Raw genomic sequence first — 17,546 nt, 5'->3', positions numbered from 1 at the left:
GGCACAGGTTGTTTCTGAGGGCAGGATAAGAGCTCCGGTATCCGTATCATCCTTTTACCCTTGCCCAGGCTTTATTTTTCCCTTTTGATTAAGAAGGAGACCTCACATGATAGCAAATGAGATAGAACAGGCATACACCTTTGATGATCTTCTCCTGATCCCACAGGCTTCAAAGGTTCTGCCTTCCGAAGTAGATCTTTCCACCCGTCTGACAAAAACCATCAATCTCCATATCCCCCTGGTGAGCGCGGCCATGGACACGGTCACCGAGCATCGCACGGCAATAACCATGGCCAGGGAAGGCGGCATAGGCATTATTCACAAGAACATGTCAGTGGATGACCAGATTCTCGAGGTTATAAAGGTCAAAAAATCTGAATCCGGCATGGTGGTGGACCCGGTGACCGTTGAGGAGGGCCAGACCGTCGGTGAAGTAAAATCCATCATGCAGAATTACCGGATATCCGGTGTCCCTGTCTTGCGTAAATCAAAACTCGTGGGCATTGTCACCAATCGCGACCTTCGATTTGTTACGGACCTCACGGTCAAGGTGCATGAGGTCATGACCAGCAAGAATCTGGTCACCGCTCATGTGGGAATCACTCTGGAGGAATCCAAGGCCCTGCTCCACAAGCACCGCATTGAAAAACTTCTGGTAGTTGATGAGCACGGCAACCTTAAAGGTCTTATTACCATCAAAGATCTAGAAAAAATTCGCAAATATCCCAATGCCGCAAAAGACGACCTTGGCCGCCTCCGAGTGGGCGCGGCAATCGGCATCGGCGGCAATTACATGGCCCAGGTCGAACGCCTGGTCAAGGCTGAAGTTGACATTGTCGCCCTTGATTCGGCCCACGGTCATTCTCAAAATGTTATCAAGACCCTCATGAACATCAAAAGCGCCTTCCCGGATCTGCAGGTGATTGCCGGAAACATTGCTACCCCAGAAGGCCTCGAGGCCCTTATCAAGGCTGGGGCGGATTGTGTAAAAATCGGTGTAGGCCCAGGTTCGATCTGCACCACCAGGATTGTTGCCGGTGTCGGGGTGCCGCAGATGTCTGCCATCGGCAACTGCGCAAAAAAAGCCGCCAAATACGGGATCCCGATTATTGCCGACGGCGGCATCAAGTATTCCGGCGATATTACCAAGGCGATCGGCATCGGCGCCAACTCCATTATGATCGGCAGCCTGTTTGCCGGAACCGATGAAACCCCGGGGGATACATTTCTGTATCAAGGAAGGACCTATAAAGGATATCGGGGCATGGGGTCAATTGAAGCCATGAAAAAAGGCAGCAGTGACAGATATTTCCAGGAAGAGGTTGAAAGTCAGTCCAAGCTGGTTCCGGAAGGCATTGAAGGAAAGGTCCCCTATCGCGGGCCGCTTTCCACAACAATATATCAACTCATGGGCGGACTTCGTTCGGGCATGGGATACGTTGGCGCAAAAAACATAGAAGAACTGCGCAAAAAAGCTAAATTTGTCAAAATAACTGCGGCAGGCCTCAGGGAAAGCCACGTTCACGACGTTATTATTACAAAAGAGGCGCCGAACTATCGTCTTGGTTAAACCTTAAGCCGGCGAAGCCGGAAATATCGAATATCGAACAAGGAACCGCAGAATGATAAAGTTTAATCAGTCACTTCGACATTCGATATTCCTTGTTCGATATTCTCCGGTTCAAATCCATCAGTCAACATCTACGCAGATCGCGAACGAAGTGAGACTTCGAAAACGTAGATGTTTCAAACTTAGGGTGTAAATTTAGTTAAACCTTATATGAGGAACCAACGTTGGCCATTCATGATGAAAAAATATTGATCCTTGATTTCGGATCCCAGACCACACAACTTATTGCCCGTCGAATCCGCGAGCAGAAAGTTTATTGCGAAATTCATCCGTACAATATCACTCTTGAGAAAATCAAGGAAATCGCCCCCAACGGCATCGTTCTTTCCGGTGGCCCCTCAAGCGTCTATGACCAGGATGCGCCAATCAGCGATCCGGGAATTTTCTCGCTGGACATTCCGGTGCTGGGCATCTGTTACGGCGCCCAACTTATGACCAGGCAGCTTGGCGGCAAAGTTGAAAAAGCTCTCAAGCGCGAATTCGGCAAGGCCGAACTCGAAGTGCATTTCACCGACGGACTGTTTGCCGGAATGGAAAAAAATCGCGCCGAATACCAGGTATGGATGAGCCACGGCGACAGAATTGAAAGTCTGCCGGAGGGTTTCGAAATATCCGCAGTCAGCGAACATTCCCCTCACGCCGCCATCCGTCATACCAAAAAACCACTGGTCGGAGTCCAGTTTCATCCGGAGGTAGTCCATACCTTGATCGGTGTTGATGTTTTACGAAATTTCATGTTCGGAATATGCAACTGCAAACCAAAGTGGACCATGCAATCGTTCATTGAAACAACGGTTTCGGCAATCAAGAAAAAAGTCGGCTCTGGCCGGGTGATCTGTGCTTTGAGCGGTGGTGTTGATTCTTCGGTTACTGCAGCGCTTGTCCATAGGGCCATCGGCGACCAGTTGATCTGTGTTTATGTTAATAATGGCATGATGCGCACCGGAGAAACCGAAAGCGTCCTGAACTTCTTCAGAGAAAAAACCGGCTTGAACGTCATTCACGTCGATGCGGTTGATTACTTTATGGGTGAACTCGCCGGCGAACGCGATCCTGAGAAAAAACGCAAAAGCATTGGCTACGGCTTTATCAAGATTTTTGAGGAAGAAGCCAAAAAACTGGGCGACATCAAATACCTTGCCCAGGGCACGCTGTATCCTGATGTCATTGAAAGCATTTCCGTCAAGGGACCTTCAGCCATAATCAAGTCCCACCACAATGTCGGGGGTCTGCCCGACATCATGAAACTCGACCTCATCGAACCGCTTCGCGAACTGTTCAAAGATGAAGTTCGACTCCTGGGCCTTGAACTCGGGCTCCCCGAAGAAGCCATATTCAGGCAGCCTTTTCCAGGCCCCGGACTGGCAATCAGAATACTCGGCGAAGTTACCCAGGAAAGGCTTGATATTCTCAGGCAGGCTGATGTAATCGTCCTCGAAGAGATGAAGAAATCGGGGTATTACCGCAAAGTCTGGCAGTCGTTTGCCGTACTGCTGCCGATCCAGACCGTAGGTGTCATGGGCGATGAACGCACCTATGAAAACGTTGTTGCCCTGCGCTCGGTTGACAGTGTTGATGCAATGACCGCTGACTGGTCGAAATTACCTTACGACCTGCTCGGCAGGATTTCAAACAGGATCATCAACGAGGTCCGCGGCATTAATCGTGTGGTCTATGATATCTCCTCAAAACCCCCGAGCACCATTGAATGGGAGTAGCTTAACGGCAGACAGGCGTCTTTCGCTCTGATCCCTTTTGCCCTTTCGTCATGCATCAGGGTATGATATTATCTGTGACGAATCAGCTTGTTTGAGCGCCGGGCGAGAGGCCCGACTTTGCGGCTAATTCTTTTACTTTCAGCTTTGAACTTTCAGCACTCACCCCAAGAGGAGTTCGATGAAGGATTTTGATCCCAGCAGGCCGCCGGATCTTCCCAAAGACCCGGAGATGGCGATAAAACTGCTTGCAACGATTTCGCGCATCATCAATGTCATAAATACCAAAAAACTTTCATACCAGAGCCGCATGGATGAAATCCTCCGGCTGATTCTGAATTATCTCGGCGTCGAACAAGGATCAATCATGATCCTTAACAAAAAAAAAGAACTGGAAATTATCGCAACCAACAAATCAGAACTCATCGGCCGATGTCTTGCGCTTGACGCAAACACTGTTGCCGGCTGGGTCGTAAAATTCCAGGCCCCCCTTTTCATCCCTGACATATCGAAAGACTCGAGATTCAAATCCCGTCGAGGCGAATATAAAAAAAATTCCCTGCTTTCCGCCCCGATAATGAGTGAAAATAAAATCCTCGGAGTGATCAATGTCACTGATAAGTCCGCTGATAAGGATTTTTTCCAGGACGATATCTCCTATCTTCTAAAATTCAGCAGCGTCGTTCTCTGGCTTGCGGTTCAACAGAATTTGAACGCCGAGATCAAAAAACAGCAAAAAACCCTTAAAACCCGCAACCAGGAGCTGCGTCACCAGGAGGCTTCCAGGGCGGAGCTTTCCAAACTTCTCATCCATGACCTGAAAGCGCCGCTTTCGGAAATTGTCGCCAATCTTGATATTCTTTCCTATACGATTCCGAAAGAATCTGCAGAGTTTCTCGAATCAGCACGAATCGGCTGCGAAAGAGCGGTGCTCATGGTTTCAAACCTTGCGAGCATAGATAAGATCGAAGACGGAAAAATGAAACTCATCAAGGAAGAGCTTGAAGTGGAAAGCCTTTTAAATGAATCAGTTTCCAATTCAAAAGGCGTTTCCCTTATTAAGAATATAGAGCTTACCCTTGAAATTAATGAAGCGCTTCCAAGAATCCAGGCTGATCGTTATTTGATCCTGCGCGTCCTGCAGAATCTGCTAACCAATGGCATAGGATATTCTTTATCCGGAACAAAAATTCAAGTTGGCTGCAGAAAGGTTCAAGACAAGAAACAACTTGAGTTCCATGTGCAGGACCAGGGTCCTGGTATTCCTGAAGAAAAAACCCGGATTATTTTTGAAAAATATGCCCGGATCACTGAAAAGAAAAATGCTATTCTGGGCACCGGCCTGGGGCTTTATTTCTGCAAACTCGCAATAGATGCACATCGGGGAAGAATCTGGGTTGAAAGTACCGTCGGCAAAGGCAGCAAATTTATTTTCACACTCCCTCTTTAAAAAACTCATCCTTCTAACTCAAGGGAAAGCCTTTCTTGCAATGATATCCTTATTTACAATCGACAATCACTCCATGATTCAGTCTTATTTTCTTGCACTGGGGGATCTTCATTAATGAAACATCCCAGCAAAATGAATTTCCTCATAGTCGATGATATGGACAACATGCGCCGCTCCATCCGGGCCATGTTGAGGCTCATAAATTTCGGCAGAGAATTCTTTGAGGCGCAAAACGGCCTTGATGCCTGGAATTACCTGGAAAACCCCGACAACACCATCGACTTCATAATCTCCGATTACAACATGCCGCAGATGACCGGCACCGAACTTCTGCATCGAATCCGCATGTCTCCTAAGTACCGGGACATCCCTTTTCTGATGGTCACCGCCGACACCAATATGGAAATCGTTGCCGAAGCAGCGGAACACGATGTGGATGGCTACATGACCAAGCCCTTCGTAACCGCCACCCTGGAACAGAAAATACAGGAGCTGCTGAATCAGGCAAAAAACCCGGATGCCCTTACCTTGAGCCTCAGGGCAATACGCGATCTCAAGGAAAAAGGCGACATTGAAGGAGCAATTGCCGAAGCAAAAAAAGCAGTGACCGCGCACCAGCAGTCATCCCGACCTCTTCGGGAACTGGGCCTGCTCTTCATGGGAAAAAAAGACCTCAAGAACGCCATGAACTGTTTTGAACGGTCCACGGATTTAAACCGTCTTGATGTTGTCTCCTATCATTGCCTCGGGCAGATTCTCTTTCACCTCGGAAGAATAGACAAGGCCACCGATAATTATGCCAGGGCCATGGAAATCAGCCCACGGCATGCCGACCGGGCTCTTAACTTTGCGGATCTCCTTCTCGGTCAAAGAAAATACAGGGAAGCTGAAAAAGTATTGAAACTCGTTTTACGGACCAATCCTGATATCGAAACCAAAGAACGGATTGCCGATACCTGCCGTAATAACAAGCTCCCGGCACTGGCCGTAAAAGCTTACCGCGCCATTCTTAAAGAAAATCCGGATCGCTTTTATCTCACCGGAAATCTGGGCATCGCCCTGCAGATGAAGGGTGACAACAACGAGGCGATCAAGGCCCTGGAGCAAGCGGTTGAGATTGCCGGCACCAATGTTGAGCTGCTGCTGTCTCTTGCCCAGGCATACCTTGATATCAACAAACTTATCCGCGCCGACAAATGGGCGTCACAGGTGCTTAAAATCGATCCTGAGAACCAGCGAGCTAGAGAAATCCTTGATAAATGTCTTTAACGCCCTACTCCCTTTGCCTTTCCAAACAAAAAAATATTACAATTCCCCCCCTTTCCTTTTCAGCTATTTTTTACAATAATTTTGATTCATTTATAGATGATAAAAATAAAAAATCCACGCCGCCACAAATAATCAATTAACAAACATCCCTAATGAATCTTTGCTACCTGTTGAATTCAAAGGAAAAAAATGGTTTCTAGTATGCATTGCACTCAATTGCACACAACATATTGTAGTTTTTTTTTATTGATGCATTTTTTTCACTGTTTTTCATTTTTTTCCTTGTATTTCTCATAAGATAACGCTATTTAAAAATTTAATAACATATAATTACTAATGATCCATTAATCTTACAGGAGAAAAAAACTAGAACATAATTGTTGATATGGGTACCACATTGTGGTATGGATTTATGCCAGTGAAACGGGGATGCATATATTTTTGGTATTAACGACTCGATTTTCTTGACAAAACAGGCACTGAGTGATTTAATCCACAACAATATATGTAAAAATAGATCGAAAAAACCTCATAAATTATTATCGAAAATTTTAGGCTTGATACCTATTAAAAATTTCAGAAATAATTGCCCTGATACAAAATTAAGGGAAAGGAGGTGATGGAAGAATTTTAAAAACCGAAGAATTTTTGTTTCAATTTTTAAGCGTTTAACTTTTGTTTGGGCGGCATTCCTCTGTTGAGTTTGTACTCAAAAGCGAAATCCGGCCCTGAAGGCAGCGGCCGGAGGCCGTTAACAAGCAAAATTATTTTATAAATTCAACGAGGGGGGTTACAGGTAACATGAAAAAAACATTAACAGCAGCATTAGGTACCACTTTCCTGCTTGGCTTCGCAGCCAGCGCCTTTGCAATTCATGGAACCGTTCCGGCTGAGCAGTCAGTTGTTGCGGGCAAAAACGCAAAAATTACCCTTGACGGCAAAATCCGTTCTCGGGGTTACAGCAAAAGCACCACAACCGTTGCCAACTCGGATGGCTCCACTGCAGAAGGATATGACTCAACCGTACAGTTGGGCGTCAAAGCAGTTCTGTCCGACGAAGCAAGCGGCTATATACACCTGGAAACCGGTTCAGGCTCCGGTGATACGTATAACTGGGACGGCGCTGCTGGACTGAATACCGGCGGCTCCAAGAGAGGCAGTATGGAGATTAATCAGGCATGGATCAACTACGATCCGGGCATGGTTGGTGTGAAAGTCGGCCATATGCCCCTTGCCTTGAACAACAAACAGTTTTTTGACCACACAACTGATGGCGACGATGCGATCGTTGTCTACATGGACCCTTCAAGCAATACCCATATCGGCCTGTTGACCATAAAATTCAACGAAGGTAACACCTCCGCAAATGACGATATCGACGGTTATGTTGCGCTGTTGATGCAGAAAATGGGCGCTTCAAACCTTGGAGTAAGTCTCACCAACCTGAACAGGGATGGTGATGTTCTGGACATGTACAACCTGGGTATTGACTTCGGCGGCAAATTCGGTCCTGTTGCACTTAAAGCCGGTCTCGACTACCAGATGGGTGATGACGGCGGTACATTCACTGGCGGCACCCCTACTGCACAGCACGGCTTTGCAGGTTATGCGGTTGTTGTTGACGGTTCCATGGATGCCGGCGCGGTAAAAGTTGGTGCGGTTCTCGGATATGGCACCGGTGATGGAGACGCAACTGATACCGACCAGGAAAAATTCATTAACTTCCTGTCTGACGTTCGTTATTACTCAACCATGGTCGGTTACATCCTGCAAGTACCTGGAGCTGCTAGCAAAAACACCGGCCTGCAGAACATGTTATTGGTTCAGGTTAATGGTGCAGGAAAAATCACCGATGATATCTCCTGGAAAGCACGTGTCAACTACATGACCCTGAATGAAGTTGCTGTTGGAGCGGATGATGATCTTGGTATCGAGCTTGAAGGCTTCCTGACCTGGAAGCTTTCAAACGGCCTTTCCTACGGCATCGAAGCTGCCTACCTCCTGACTGGAGATGCTTGGAAAACGACCCCAACTGCTGAAGTTGATGACGTTTGGTTCCTTCGTCACAGCCTTACGCTGGACTTCTAATTTGTCTTAGCTCTTCAGTTCCGTTATACCAAAACCCTGTTCAGGTTTTCCTGAGCAGGGTTTTTTTATTGGGGGGAGCAAATACTAACGAAAGCAGTCGCGATTGTTTCCAGACCACTTGCACTTGAGTGATTTGCCAGCAGTTTCTTGTGGAATTTCTAAAGATTTGAACTTTCTGAGCAGACTGAACCAACTGAATATAAATGAATTAATCAGCGATAACGATCAAATTATTCAATTTCTATGTAGAGTTCAGCAACCAGAAACCCGAAGCAATGGAGCAACATCGGTCATTCTAAATGCTTAATCCCGGGTTCCGGAGTCGGGTAAACTTACCTTACCTGGAATCTTTCAAAAATGACTCAATGGCCCTGATTTGAAATAAATGCATAATTTCAACAAATTAGAACACGTCAAAAATTTCAGTAAAGATTACTCGTAGTGTGTCCACATTCGAATAATCTTTATGATCTTTGCATTTGTAAACACTGGATAAACCAACCGGTGCTGGATGTTGATCCTACGGGAATATGCACCGTCCAGATCTCCAACAAGCTTCTCGTATGAAGGGGGATTTTTGAAAGGATTTTCTTGAAGACTGATAGTAGATTTTCTACACGGGCCTTTAAGCCTGCTCTTTATATTTTATTTGCACCCTTTTGAGCCATTTTGGTAAATACTCTTTTCCAACTCACCAATCCAACTCCTCAGCGCATTCTTCGACAGGAGTTGCCAAACCCACCCTGATAGATTCTCACATGCCGGGAACTGATGTTAAATAAAGAGTTTCCTGTATTGCCTCCCAGTCATTTTCCGAAACCTGGACACCGCTTGCCCGTTTACCTCTGATTGTAACCGGTTTGTGCTCGGATGCCACTGAGTCAACTAGCCGTAAATTTTGCCCTTGCTTTTGAAACAGTAATTTTTGTCACGAATATCAGCCTCCTGATAAAATCGTACGGTTTTTCGTAAATCAGACCGTTACCTTATTTCTATTTATCGAGTCAGCGCGGTTTAGTTCACCGGATACATCAGCACAGTGCTGATCGCCGAATCGAACACACCTTTTTCCTGAAGCAGAATCCCCACAAACAAGATCTTTTTGCCGTTGATCTCGCGAAGCTGGTAATCGGCAATATACCCGTCAATCTTGTTTGTCTGCCAGACCGTGGCAAGGGAAATGCCGTTCCACGAAAGCGCATGCAGGGCGCCGCTGGGGTATTGTTTGGAATCCGCCATCAACCTTGAAGATTCAGCGGAATCTTTTTTAACGATCACATCAACAATCCCGTCATTATTTACTTCAGTAACAATTATCCGTGAAGGGATATAAAACCTTGCCACCTTATCATCGGTGAAATCCAGGGGATCCTTGCCGCCGATATAGCGTAATACACCGCCATAGTATTCACTGCTGGACCAGACCGCACCGCCGTTGCTTTCAAGAACCATAATCCGGTCCGATCTGCTGTCCAACACGACAAACTCGTCCTCGCCGTCACGGTCAAGGTCGGCAAAGGAAAAATCAAATAGATCAAGGGCCTCGGGAGCAGCAAGTGTATCGCCTGCAACTAAACCGTCGCCTTCCACCTGAAGCAGATAAATGGCGCGCTCAAAAAGAGCGGGAAGTCCTGGCTGCTGACCAACCAGAGTGATTCCGCGACCGGGCACAGTCATAGTCTTCGTATACCATTTCTGGTCTTTATAGATATGCTCGAAGCTGTCGCCGTCCCACTCAACCGCAAACGAATCCGGCTCTTTATGGTCAGCGGCGCAGATATATATCTCGGCCTTGCCGTCACCATTGAGATCTTCAACACTCACTGAAATGTTTTTATATTGAGAATTTCCGTCAATCTTTGCCATCTCCTGAAGATTATTTCCTTTAAGTTTATAGACATGCACCCGGCTTTTTCCGGCAAGAATTATCTCCTGTTCGCCGTCGCCGTCCACATCACCGATATCCATGGCTTGAAGATCAACTTTTTTGAGATTCTGGGTCTTGGTAAATCCGAAAGCGCCCACTGTTGTTGGGGGCGTGGCAGGAACTGCGGGCGTTCCGGTGATTACCGGCACCGGAACGCCGCCGGGGGTGATAAATGCACGGTCCGGATGGGCGGTCTGAAAGGTTGTCTGCGAAGAAGTGTCAGCTGTTGTGGTCCTCATCTTTCTGACCGGAGGTTCGGCGCCGAATACCTTAGAGGCGATATCCCAGGCAAGCTGATCGATTGCTAGAATAATTTCCTCCTCACGGGCTGCGGTGACAAAAAAGCTTTCATACGCTCCCGGTTCAGGCATTTTATACACTTTTGCATCAAGGCTGACACTGCCTCCGAGGCCTGTTATGCTGCCGATCACCACATAATCAGCCTTTACTGCCTGAGCCACAGCATTGATCATATTTTCGGACTGGGGTTGGGCAACAGCGGAATCAACCTGCAATTTATCGATAATCTGGATTCCTGCGCCTGCTGCAAGTCTGCTTGCCAGCATAACCCGCACGCCATCCTGAAGATATGAAAGGTCTTTTGCGGCATGGACTTCAAAAGGCAGGAAGGCAACACGGGGTTTTTGAGATTCTTCTGATGCACCGGCAATGCCGGTTAATAACAAAAAAGTCAGGGCAATCAAGCTTGAAATCAGATTAGATTTATTTCTTTTCACGTTGGATCCTTTTCTTTCCGGTTGATAAAAATTATTTTTTCTCGTATGAACGAGGCTGATAGCATAAGAGCCTCTGGTATCCGGCAACAATCATTAAGGAAACCAGACTACTCCGACTGCCGGCTAAAGGCTGTTGGTTTCTTGAGATTACAAAAGTTTTTTCCTATGGCCTAATAGACTAAAAACCTTTAGCCTGTTTGACCAGATCATTCACCGTCAGTATTTTTAAAACAGTTATAAATAAAAAGCCATCATTCCGATGATAATATGTAAAAAACCTCGTTACCCTTGCCATTAAGATTCTTTTTTACAAAACGAAAATGACCGAAATCTACCTCATTCGCCATGGTATTACCGCCGCCAACCTGAATAAAATATTTGCAGGCCGCAGCCAGGAACCCCTCCATGCCGACGGCATCACTCAAATAGAGTCGGTGGGCAGGCAACTTGTTCCGAAAAATATCAGATCAATTGTTTCAGGCCCGCTTCCTCGAACCACGCAAACCGCCGGCATCTTAAGCCGGATTACCGGCGCCGGAATCGTAATCGACCAGCGACTCAACGAAATCCTCATCCCCCACTGGGACGGCTGCACCAAGGATGAACTGCGAGAGCGGTTCGGCAATGAATATCCCCATTGGCTCAGCCAACCCGAAAAGTTCGAACTCCCTGACTGCGAGACCCTGTACGCAGTGCAGCAGCGGGCTGTAGAGGCCGCTGAACAGATTTTTCAAATCAACACCCGGCAAAATACGCTTATTGTCAGCCACCTCATCCCTCTGCGCTGCCTGCTTCTCCATTACCGAGATCTGCCCATGAAAGATTTCAGAAGCATCAGCTTTGATAACGGCGCAGTAATCCGCCTGAGCAGAGAGAAAGATGGCCAAACCACAGTGGACACAATCCACCCGCCTGCTGAGCATACTTGAATAACAAGAAATTATTTACATGAGGTCAGCTTGGACTTCTTTCTGTACTTGGAGGGCAAAATACCGATCTGCTCACGGTATTTTGCAACTGTGCGGCGGGCAAGTCTGATGTCTTCCTTCTGGAAGATCTCGGCAATTGCATTATCGCTTAACGGTTTATCTGAGTTCTCTTCCTGAATAATCGAACGAATCCGGTTTTTGACGCTTTCAGAGGACAATGCGTCCCCGTCTTTCTGTTCAATGGAGGAATTAAAAAAATACTTGAGCTCAAAAATGCCCTGAGGCGTATGCACATACTTATTACTGGTCACCCTGCTGATCGTTGACTCATGCATCTCGATGTCTTCGGCAACATCCCGCAGTACCAATGGTCTTAAATGCGCAACACCCCGTTCAAAAAAATCCTTCTGAAACTTGACCAGGCTCTCGACAACCCGGTAAATCGTCCGCTGCCGCTGCTGAATGCTTTTGATCATCCAGGTTGCGGAACGGAGTTTATCCTGGATATATTCCTTGGTTGAAGTGGACGCGTTGGATTCTTTCTTAAGAATATCCCTGTAATAGGAGCTGAGTTTCAACCTCGGCAGCCCTTCGTCGTTCAACAAAATGACGTATTCGTCACCGATCTTATGAACATAAACATCCGGCGTAATATATTGTGGCTCATCATCTGAATACTGACTGCCCGGAAAAGGATCAAGGTTGGTTACGATCCTTATCGCGGCAAGCACATCATCCTGGGAATGCTTGGTGGCCTTGATGATCGCCGCATAGTTCTTGGTCTCGAGGCTGCTCAAGTGGTCCCGGACGATTCTTGCGGCAAGTGAATCTTCAAGCCCCAGTCTTTTCAACTGCAGCAGGAGTGATTCATTAACCGTTCTTGCGGCAACACCTGCTGGATCAAGCTCCTGAACCTCTTTGATAATCCGAATTGCGGTAGCCTCGTCACATCCTGTCTTTCCGGTGATATCATCAAGGTCCGCTTCAAGAAAACCGTTTTTGTTAAGATTTCCTATGATAAAGACGCCAATCTCTTTTTCGTCGTCAGTGAGGTCTGCAAAATTGATTTGCCATTGAAGATGGCTTTGCAGGTTTGGTTTCTGGGTAAGAATATCAAGGCGTGACGGCAGGTCGGAACTTTCGGCGGGTCGGTAGGGCAGATTATGCTCATATTCATTGGCATAGTCCTGCCAATTGATCTCGGATAACGAGGAATTACCGTCCATATTTACTTCAAAGGTTTTTTCGCTGACCGGGGCGGGAACCTCTTCGCCGGTAATGTAATCTTCGCCGGAATCGCCTTCGGCATCGGAGGACGATAAGCCGTCTTCTTCAAGCAGTGGATTCTGCTCGATTTCCTGCTGGATGGTTGTTACCAGTTCAAGCCTGGATAACTGGAGCAACTTGATCGCCTGCTGCAGCTGTGGTGTCATCACCAGTTGCTGCGTCAGTTTCATCTGTTGCCGAAGTTCCAGAGCCATAAATTTCAGTTCCCTCTTGTAAGGATATAATTTTTGAGAAAGCGCATAATAATTTTTAATTCCCGTTCAATACTTCTACTATAGCACATCAAATAATTTTTAGTACATCCTGTTTAGAGCCTTTACGGGAAATACTCACTTACAGTGTGAATGGTGCGAGAAGATCAACTGCCCCCTTCCGTGGTTTCGAATCTAAAGGGCTTATCCCCCCTCAAGGATGGACTGGAAACAGCACTGTTTCCTCGGGCCAGGATGATTACATACTGAAATTCTCACCCAGATACATTTTTCTGGCAATATCACTGTTTACTATCTCCTCGGCCGCGCCACTGGTGAGGATCTTGCCGTGATTGACTATATAGGCGTAATCACAGACCATAAGTGTTTCGCGCACATTATGATCGGAAATAAGCACGCCAAGCCCTTTTTCCTTTAATTCGTAAATAATCTGTTGCAGATCGGCTACCGACAGCGGATCAATTCCGGCAAAAGGCTCATCAAGCAATATAAAGCGCGGGTTTGTCGCCAGAGCACGCATTATCTCCACCCTTCTTCGTTCACCGCCGGACAGGGAATGGCCCAGATTTTTTGCCAGATACTCAATCTTCAGTTCTTCCATCAACCGCTGAATTCTCTCCTTGATTTCTTTCTTGGCCAGTCCGAGAGGCTCCAACACGATACGGACATTTTCTTCGACGGTGAGTTTTTTAAAAACCGACGGTTCCTGCGCCAGATAAGAAATCCCCAGAAGGGCACGTTTGTGTATAGGCAGAGAGGTAATATTCTTCCCGTCCAGGAGAACGGTTCCGGAATCAGGTTTAATGAAACCGGCGATTGAATAAAAAGAGGTGGTCTTTCCGGCGCCGTTAGGACCCAGCAGGCCCACAACCGACCCGGTCTCAACCTTGAGACTCACACCGTCGACCACACGGCGCTGCTTGTATTGTTTGACTATTTCACAGGTTTCGAGGACAGACACATTCATACCATTTATTAATTTAGCGTACGAACCTCACGGAATGAGGGCTTCACCGGTCTCCCCCAGGATTACAGCAAATGACTGCATATATCTCATTCACATATGTACAATTTATTTACAGTAAAACACACAGGAATTGTAAGAAAACATACAAGATGACGAGGGAATTTCGGTAGCCTGGAGGGAATTCAACGCTTGGCATACTATGCATGTCATGGTGATTTATCATTCGTTTCACCCTGATTGTCCGCATCAGGATAGAAAAAGGCCTTCACTCTTGATCCGTTTTCACCGCTCCGCTCAACAATACTCTTTCCTTCCTCAAGATACAGGGTGACGCTATCACCGGTAACCATGTTGTTATCCTGAAGCACTTTGGTGTTGCCGGTAAGATATACCTTCTTTTCCAAACCAAAGTATTCGACAACTTCTCCCGTGGCAACCCAGCCTTCCCTGATGATCTTCACATCTCCGGTAGCAATGAACTTTTTGATTTTCTGCAACCCCATGCCCGGTTCGCTGGACTTGGCACCATCTGTTGAATAATAAACCGTCATTTTACCGGCATGAATAATCAAGTCGCCCTGCTGAGCCTCAACATTGCCGGTAAACATAACGGCATCATTATCTTTAAGGGATTCCATCCTGTCTGCCTCAATATGAATCGGCTGCTGAGGGGCGCGGGCCGCCTCATCCTCAGCCAGGACACCTGTGGCGCTCAGGAGACAAACAAGCAGGAGGGCTATATATATAATCAGGAAGTTCTTTTTCAAAGTGTTCATCACCAGATACTCTTTCAGGTCACTCAACAGATGTTGTCATCGGATAATAAAGCCTCTTCGCGGATTTTACAACAAGGGTTTTTGGTCTCCCGAAACAGAGAGACATCCCGTATAGGCCTGAGAGCATTACTATGGAATTATTTGCCTGTAAACAATAAAGCAAATGCCGTTGATCCTCACCTATATAGTTGCTTTACATATTGAACATGTGACATTATGATGTTTTCCCATCATTGATGGCGTCGTAAAAAGTCCGATCTACTGCGTCTATGCGGAATGCGAAATGCTCAACATACCACATGTATGCCTCCGCTTTCGCAACACCACTACTCCTTGTATATCGAATTTTTTACTTAGCCATCTTAAAAGAAGGCACGTCAGACTTTTTAGAAGTATTTCATCATTGTAATTAAAAACGAGGTGAAACATATTTATGAATGAAAGCATTAAAAAGGCCAAGATTCTCATCGAATCTCTTCCTTATATTAAAAAATTCTTTAACAAGACCATCGTTATTAAATACGGCGGCCACGCAATGGTGGACGACGAGCTCAAGAAAAACTTCGCCCTCGACATCATCCTGATGAAATACATCGGCATTAATCCGGTGATCGTCCACGGCGGCGGCCCGCAGATCAACAGAGTTCTTGACCGGATGAACATCAAACCCAGTTATGTTCAGGGAATGCGGGTCACCGACGGTGAGACCATGGACGTTGTCGAGATGGTGCTGGTGGGCAAGGTCAACAAGGAAATTGTCAGTCTGATCAATTTTCACGGGGGATCGGCAGTTGGCCTGTCCGGCCGTGACGGCGACCTCATCAAAGCAAAAAAAATGACCATGCTCAAAAGCCAGGAAAAAGACGCGCCACCCGAGCTCATTGACCTTGGACGGGTTGGCGAAATCACCAATGTCAACCCCCTTGTCTTGAACAGCCTCGAAAAAAATGGCTTCATCCCGGTCATTGCTCCCGTGGGTGTCGGGGAAGACGGACAGGCCTTTAATATAAATGCCGACCTTGTTGCCGGTGCGGTGGCCACGCACCTGAAAGCGGAAAAACTTATTCTGCTCACCGATGTCGCTGGAGTGCTTGACCAGGACGGCAAGCTCATCCCCACCCTTTCACACTCCGAGGCTGAAAAACTTATCACTTCCGGGGTCGTCGCCGGTGGCATGATCCCGAAAATCAACTGCTGCCGGAAGACAATCGCCCAGGGGGTCCCCAAAGCACATATAATCGACGGCCGAATCGAACATGCCATTCTGCTTGAAATTTTTACCAACGAAGGCATCGGCACGGAGATCGTGGAATGAGCACAAAAGACTGGATAAACCGGGGAAATTCAAAATTCATGAATACCTATCTTCGCTTTCCTGCGGTCATGGTTGAAGCTTCCGGTTGCAGGCTGAAAGATGCCGACGGCAATCAATATCTTGATTTTCTCTCAGGGATAGCCGTCTGCAGCCTCGGGCACTGCTTTCCGCCGGTGACCGATGCTATCTGCAGACAGGCGGCAAAACTCACGCACATCTCCAATCTGTTTCACACTATGCCGCAGATTGAACTTGCGGAATTGCTTGTTGAAAACTCCTTTGCCGACAGGATCTTTCTTGCCAACAGCGGTGCCGAGGCAAACGAAGCGGCAATCAAACTGGCCAGAAAATACAGCGGCGAAGGCCGTTATGAAATTATATCCCTTGAAGGGTCTTTCCACGGCCGCACCCTTGCAACGGTCGCGGCCACCGGCCAGAAAAAATTTCACAAGGGTTTCGAACCCATGCCCGAGGGCTTTGTGCACGCCCCCTTCGGCGACATCAACACCCTTGCATCGATGATATCACCTAAAACCTGCGCTATTCTCTGCGAACCCCTGCAGGGCGAAAGCGGTGTGCGGCCTCTGGACAAGGAGTACCTGAAAGCCATTCGCAAACTCTGTGATGACAACGATCTCCTGCTTATATTTGATGAAATACAGGTTGGCATGGGCCGCACCGGCAGCCTTTTTGCCTATGAGCAGTCCGGCGTTGAACCTGATATCATGACTCTCGCCAAAGCCCTGGCAAACGGCCTGCCCATTGGTGCCATGCTGGCAAAAGACAAAATTGCCGCCGCCTTTGAGCCGGGTTCCCATGCTTCCACTTTCGGCGGAAATCCGGTTGCCTGTGCTGCGGCGATTGCGGTGGTCAAGACCATGCTTGCCAAGGGTTTTCTTGAAGGGGTCGCCCAAAAAGGCGAATATCTTGCTGCAAAACTCAACGGCCTGGCAGCCAAATATCCGGGTCTGGCAGAAGGCGTGCGGGGAATTGGTCTTATTCAGGCGTTGGTCTTGACCGAAGAGACGATTCCCCATGGCGCATCCATGGTGACCCGGCTCTTTGAACAGGGAGTGCTGCTTAATTTTGCGGGGAATGCCGTACTGCGTTGTATCCCGCCGCTGATTATCGAATACTCCGACATTGATGAATTTATCGGCACACTTGACAAGGTCCTTGCCGAATTCGACAACAAAAGATAATCACTATAATTCTGCCTGAGTTCCGCGCCGCTTCCGGACAAA

At 47.3% G+C, this 17,546-nt stretch carries 12 protein-coding genes and 1 pseudogene; 8 read left to right on the top strand and 5 right to left on the bottom strand.

Annotation, left to right across the window (positions count from 1 at the left end):
• Positions 1–106: 106 nt before the first annotated feature.
• The 5 genes from guaB (at position 107) to KKE17_07010 (ending at position 8,152) form a co-directional block, all read left to right on the top strand.
• Positions 107–1,570: an IMP dehydrogenase gene (guaB, locus tag KKE17_07030; protein ID MBU1709740.1), complete on the top strand. Its 1,464-nt coding sequence runs from the start codon at positions 107–109 to the stop codon at positions 1,568–1,570.
• A gap of 224 nt (positions 1,571–1,794) precedes the next feature.
• Positions 1,795–3,348 carry a glutamine-hydrolyzing GMP synthase gene (gene guaA / locus KKE17_07025; protein MBU1709739.1) on the top strand — a complete coding sequence of 518 codons (1,554 nt, stop codon included), beginning with the start codon at positions 1,795–1,797 and terminating at the stop codon, positions 3,346–3,348.
• Between the two features lie 229 nt (positions 3,349–3,577).
• Positions 3,578–4,795, top strand: a complete 1,218-nt coding sequence (locus KKE17_07020) for a GAF domain-containing protein (protein MBU1709738.1) — start codon at positions 3,578–3,580, stop codon at positions 4,793–4,795.
• 114 nt (positions 4,796–4,909) lie between these two features.
• Positions 4,910–6,064 (top strand): response regulator, encoded by a 1,155-nt coding sequence (locus tag KKE17_07015; GenBank protein ID MBU1709737.1) that lies wholly within the window; start codon positions 4,910–4,912, stop codon positions 6,062–6,064.
• A gap of 801 nt (positions 6,065–6,865) precedes the next feature.
• On the top strand, positions 6,866–8,152 hold the full coding sequence (locus KKE17_07010) for a hypothetical protein (GenBank protein MBU1709736.1): 1,287 nt from the start codon (positions 6,866–6,868) through the stop codon (positions 8,150–8,152).
• 432 nt (positions 8,153–8,584) lie between these two features.
• On the opposite strand, the pseudogene KKE17_07005 reads toward KKE17_07010, so the two are convergent.
• Together KKE17_07005 and KKE17_07000 are read right to left on the bottom strand one after the other, a co-directional pair.
• Positions 8,585–8,847 (bottom strand): annotated as a pseudogene (locus KKE17_07005) (Txe/YoeB family addiction module toxin).
• 319 nt (positions 8,848–9,166) lie between these two features.
• Entirely contained in the window at positions 9,167–10,816 is a 1,650-nt protein-coding gene (locus KKE17_07000) for a VCBS repeat-containing protein (protein ID MBU1709735.1), read from the bottom strand.
• A gap of 320 nt (positions 10,817–11,136) precedes the next feature.
• Between KKE17_07000 and KKE17_06995 the strand changes: the two genes are divergently transcribed.
• The gene (locus KKE17_06995) at positions 11,137–11,745 is read left to right on the top strand and encodes a histidine phosphatase family protein (protein MBU1709734.1); all 609 of its coding nucleotides are present in this window, start codon (positions 11,137–11,139) and stop codon (positions 11,743–11,745) included.
• An 11-nt stretch (positions 11,746–11,756) separates the two neighbouring features.
• Here the strand turns inward: KKE17_06995 and rpoN are convergent, their stop codons facing one another.
• The 3 genes from rpoN to lptA all read right to left on the bottom strand — a co-directional run bounded on the left by rpoN (position 11,757) and on the right by lptA (position 14,987).
• Positions 11,757–13,226, bottom strand: coding sequence for an RNA polymerase factor sigma-54 (rpoN, locus tag KKE17_06990; GenBank protein ID MBU1709733.1), 1,470 nt, complete (start codon positions 13,224–13,226; stop codon positions 11,757–11,759).
• Positions 13,227–13,482: 256 nt separating this feature from the next.
• Positions 13,483–14,211: an LPS export ABC transporter ATP-binding protein gene (gene lptB, locus KKE17_06985; protein MBU1709732.1), complete on the bottom strand. Its 729-nt coding sequence runs from the start codon at positions 14,209–14,211 to the stop codon at positions 13,483–13,485.
• 206 nt (positions 14,212–14,417) lie between these two features.
• Positions 14,418–14,987 carry a lipopolysaccharide transport periplasmic protein LptA gene (lptA, locus tag KKE17_06980; protein ID MBU1709731.1) on the bottom strand — a complete coding sequence of 190 codons (570 nt, stop codon included), beginning with the start codon at positions 14,985–14,987 and terminating at the stop codon, positions 14,418–14,420.
• Positions 14,988–15,420: 433 nt separating this feature from the next.
• On the opposite strand from lptA, the gene argB reads away from it, so the two are divergent.
• Positions 15,421–16,302, top strand: coding sequence for an acetylglutamate kinase (gene argB / locus KKE17_06975; GenBank protein MBU1709730.1), 882 nt, complete (start codon positions 15,421–15,423; stop codon positions 16,300–16,302).
• Positions 16,299–17,504, top strand: a complete 1,206-nt coding sequence (locus tag KKE17_06970) for an aspartate aminotransferase family protein (protein ID MBU1709729.1) — start codon at positions 16,299–16,301, stop codon at positions 17,502–17,504. The genes argB and KKE17_06970 overlap by 4 nt, the downstream gene beginning before the upstream one ends.
• Positions 17,505–17,546 lie beyond the last annotated feature (42 nt).

Source organism: Pseudomonadota bacterium, assembly GCA_018823135.1.
GTDB lineage: Bacteria > Desulfobacterota > Desulfobulbia > Desulfobulbales > CALZHT01 > JAHJJF01.
This window is presented reverse-complemented; position numbering and strand designations above follow the sequence as displayed.

What these genes read in the sequence shown, in the direction of transcription:
- KKE17_06995 (MBU1709734.1), top strand. Translation starts at nt 11,137, where the DNA reads ATGACCGAAATCTACCTCATTCGCCATGGTATTACCGCCGCCAACCTG.
- lptA (MBU1709731.1), bottom strand. Translation starts at nt 14,987, where the DNA reads ATGAACACTTTGAAAAAGAACTTCCTGATTATATATATAGCCCTCCTG.
- KKE17_06970 (MBU1709729.1), top strand. Translation starts at nt 16,299, where the DNA reads ATGAGCACAAAAGACTGGATAAACCGGGGAAATTCAAAATTCATGAAT.
- KKE17_07015 (MBU1709737.1), top strand. Translation starts at nt 4,910, where the DNA reads ATGAAACATCCCAGCAAAATGAATTTCCTCATAGTCGATGATATGGAC.
- rpoN (MBU1709733.1), bottom strand. Translation starts at nt 13,226, where the DNA reads ATGGCTCTGGAACTTCGGCAACAGATGAAACTGACGCAGCAACTGGTG.
- argB (MBU1709730.1), top strand. Translation starts at nt 15,421, where the DNA reads ATGAATGAAAGCATTAAAAAGGCCAAGATTCTCATCGAATCTCTTCCT.
- lptB (MBU1709732.1), bottom strand. Translation starts at nt 14,211, where the DNA reads ATGAATGTGTCTGTCCTCGAAACCTGTGAAATAGTCAAACAATACAAG.
- guaB (MBU1709740.1), top strand. Translation starts at nt 107, where the DNA reads ATGATAGCAAATGAGATAGAACAGGCATACACCTTTGATGATCTTCTC.
- KKE17_07010 (MBU1709736.1), top strand. Translation starts at nt 6,866, where the DNA reads ATGAAAAAAACATTAACAGCAGCATTAGGTACCACTTTCCTGCTTGGC.
- KKE17_07020 (MBU1709738.1), top strand. Translation starts at nt 3,578, where the DNA reads ATGGCGATAAAACTGCTTGCAACGATTTCGCGCATCATCAATGTCATA.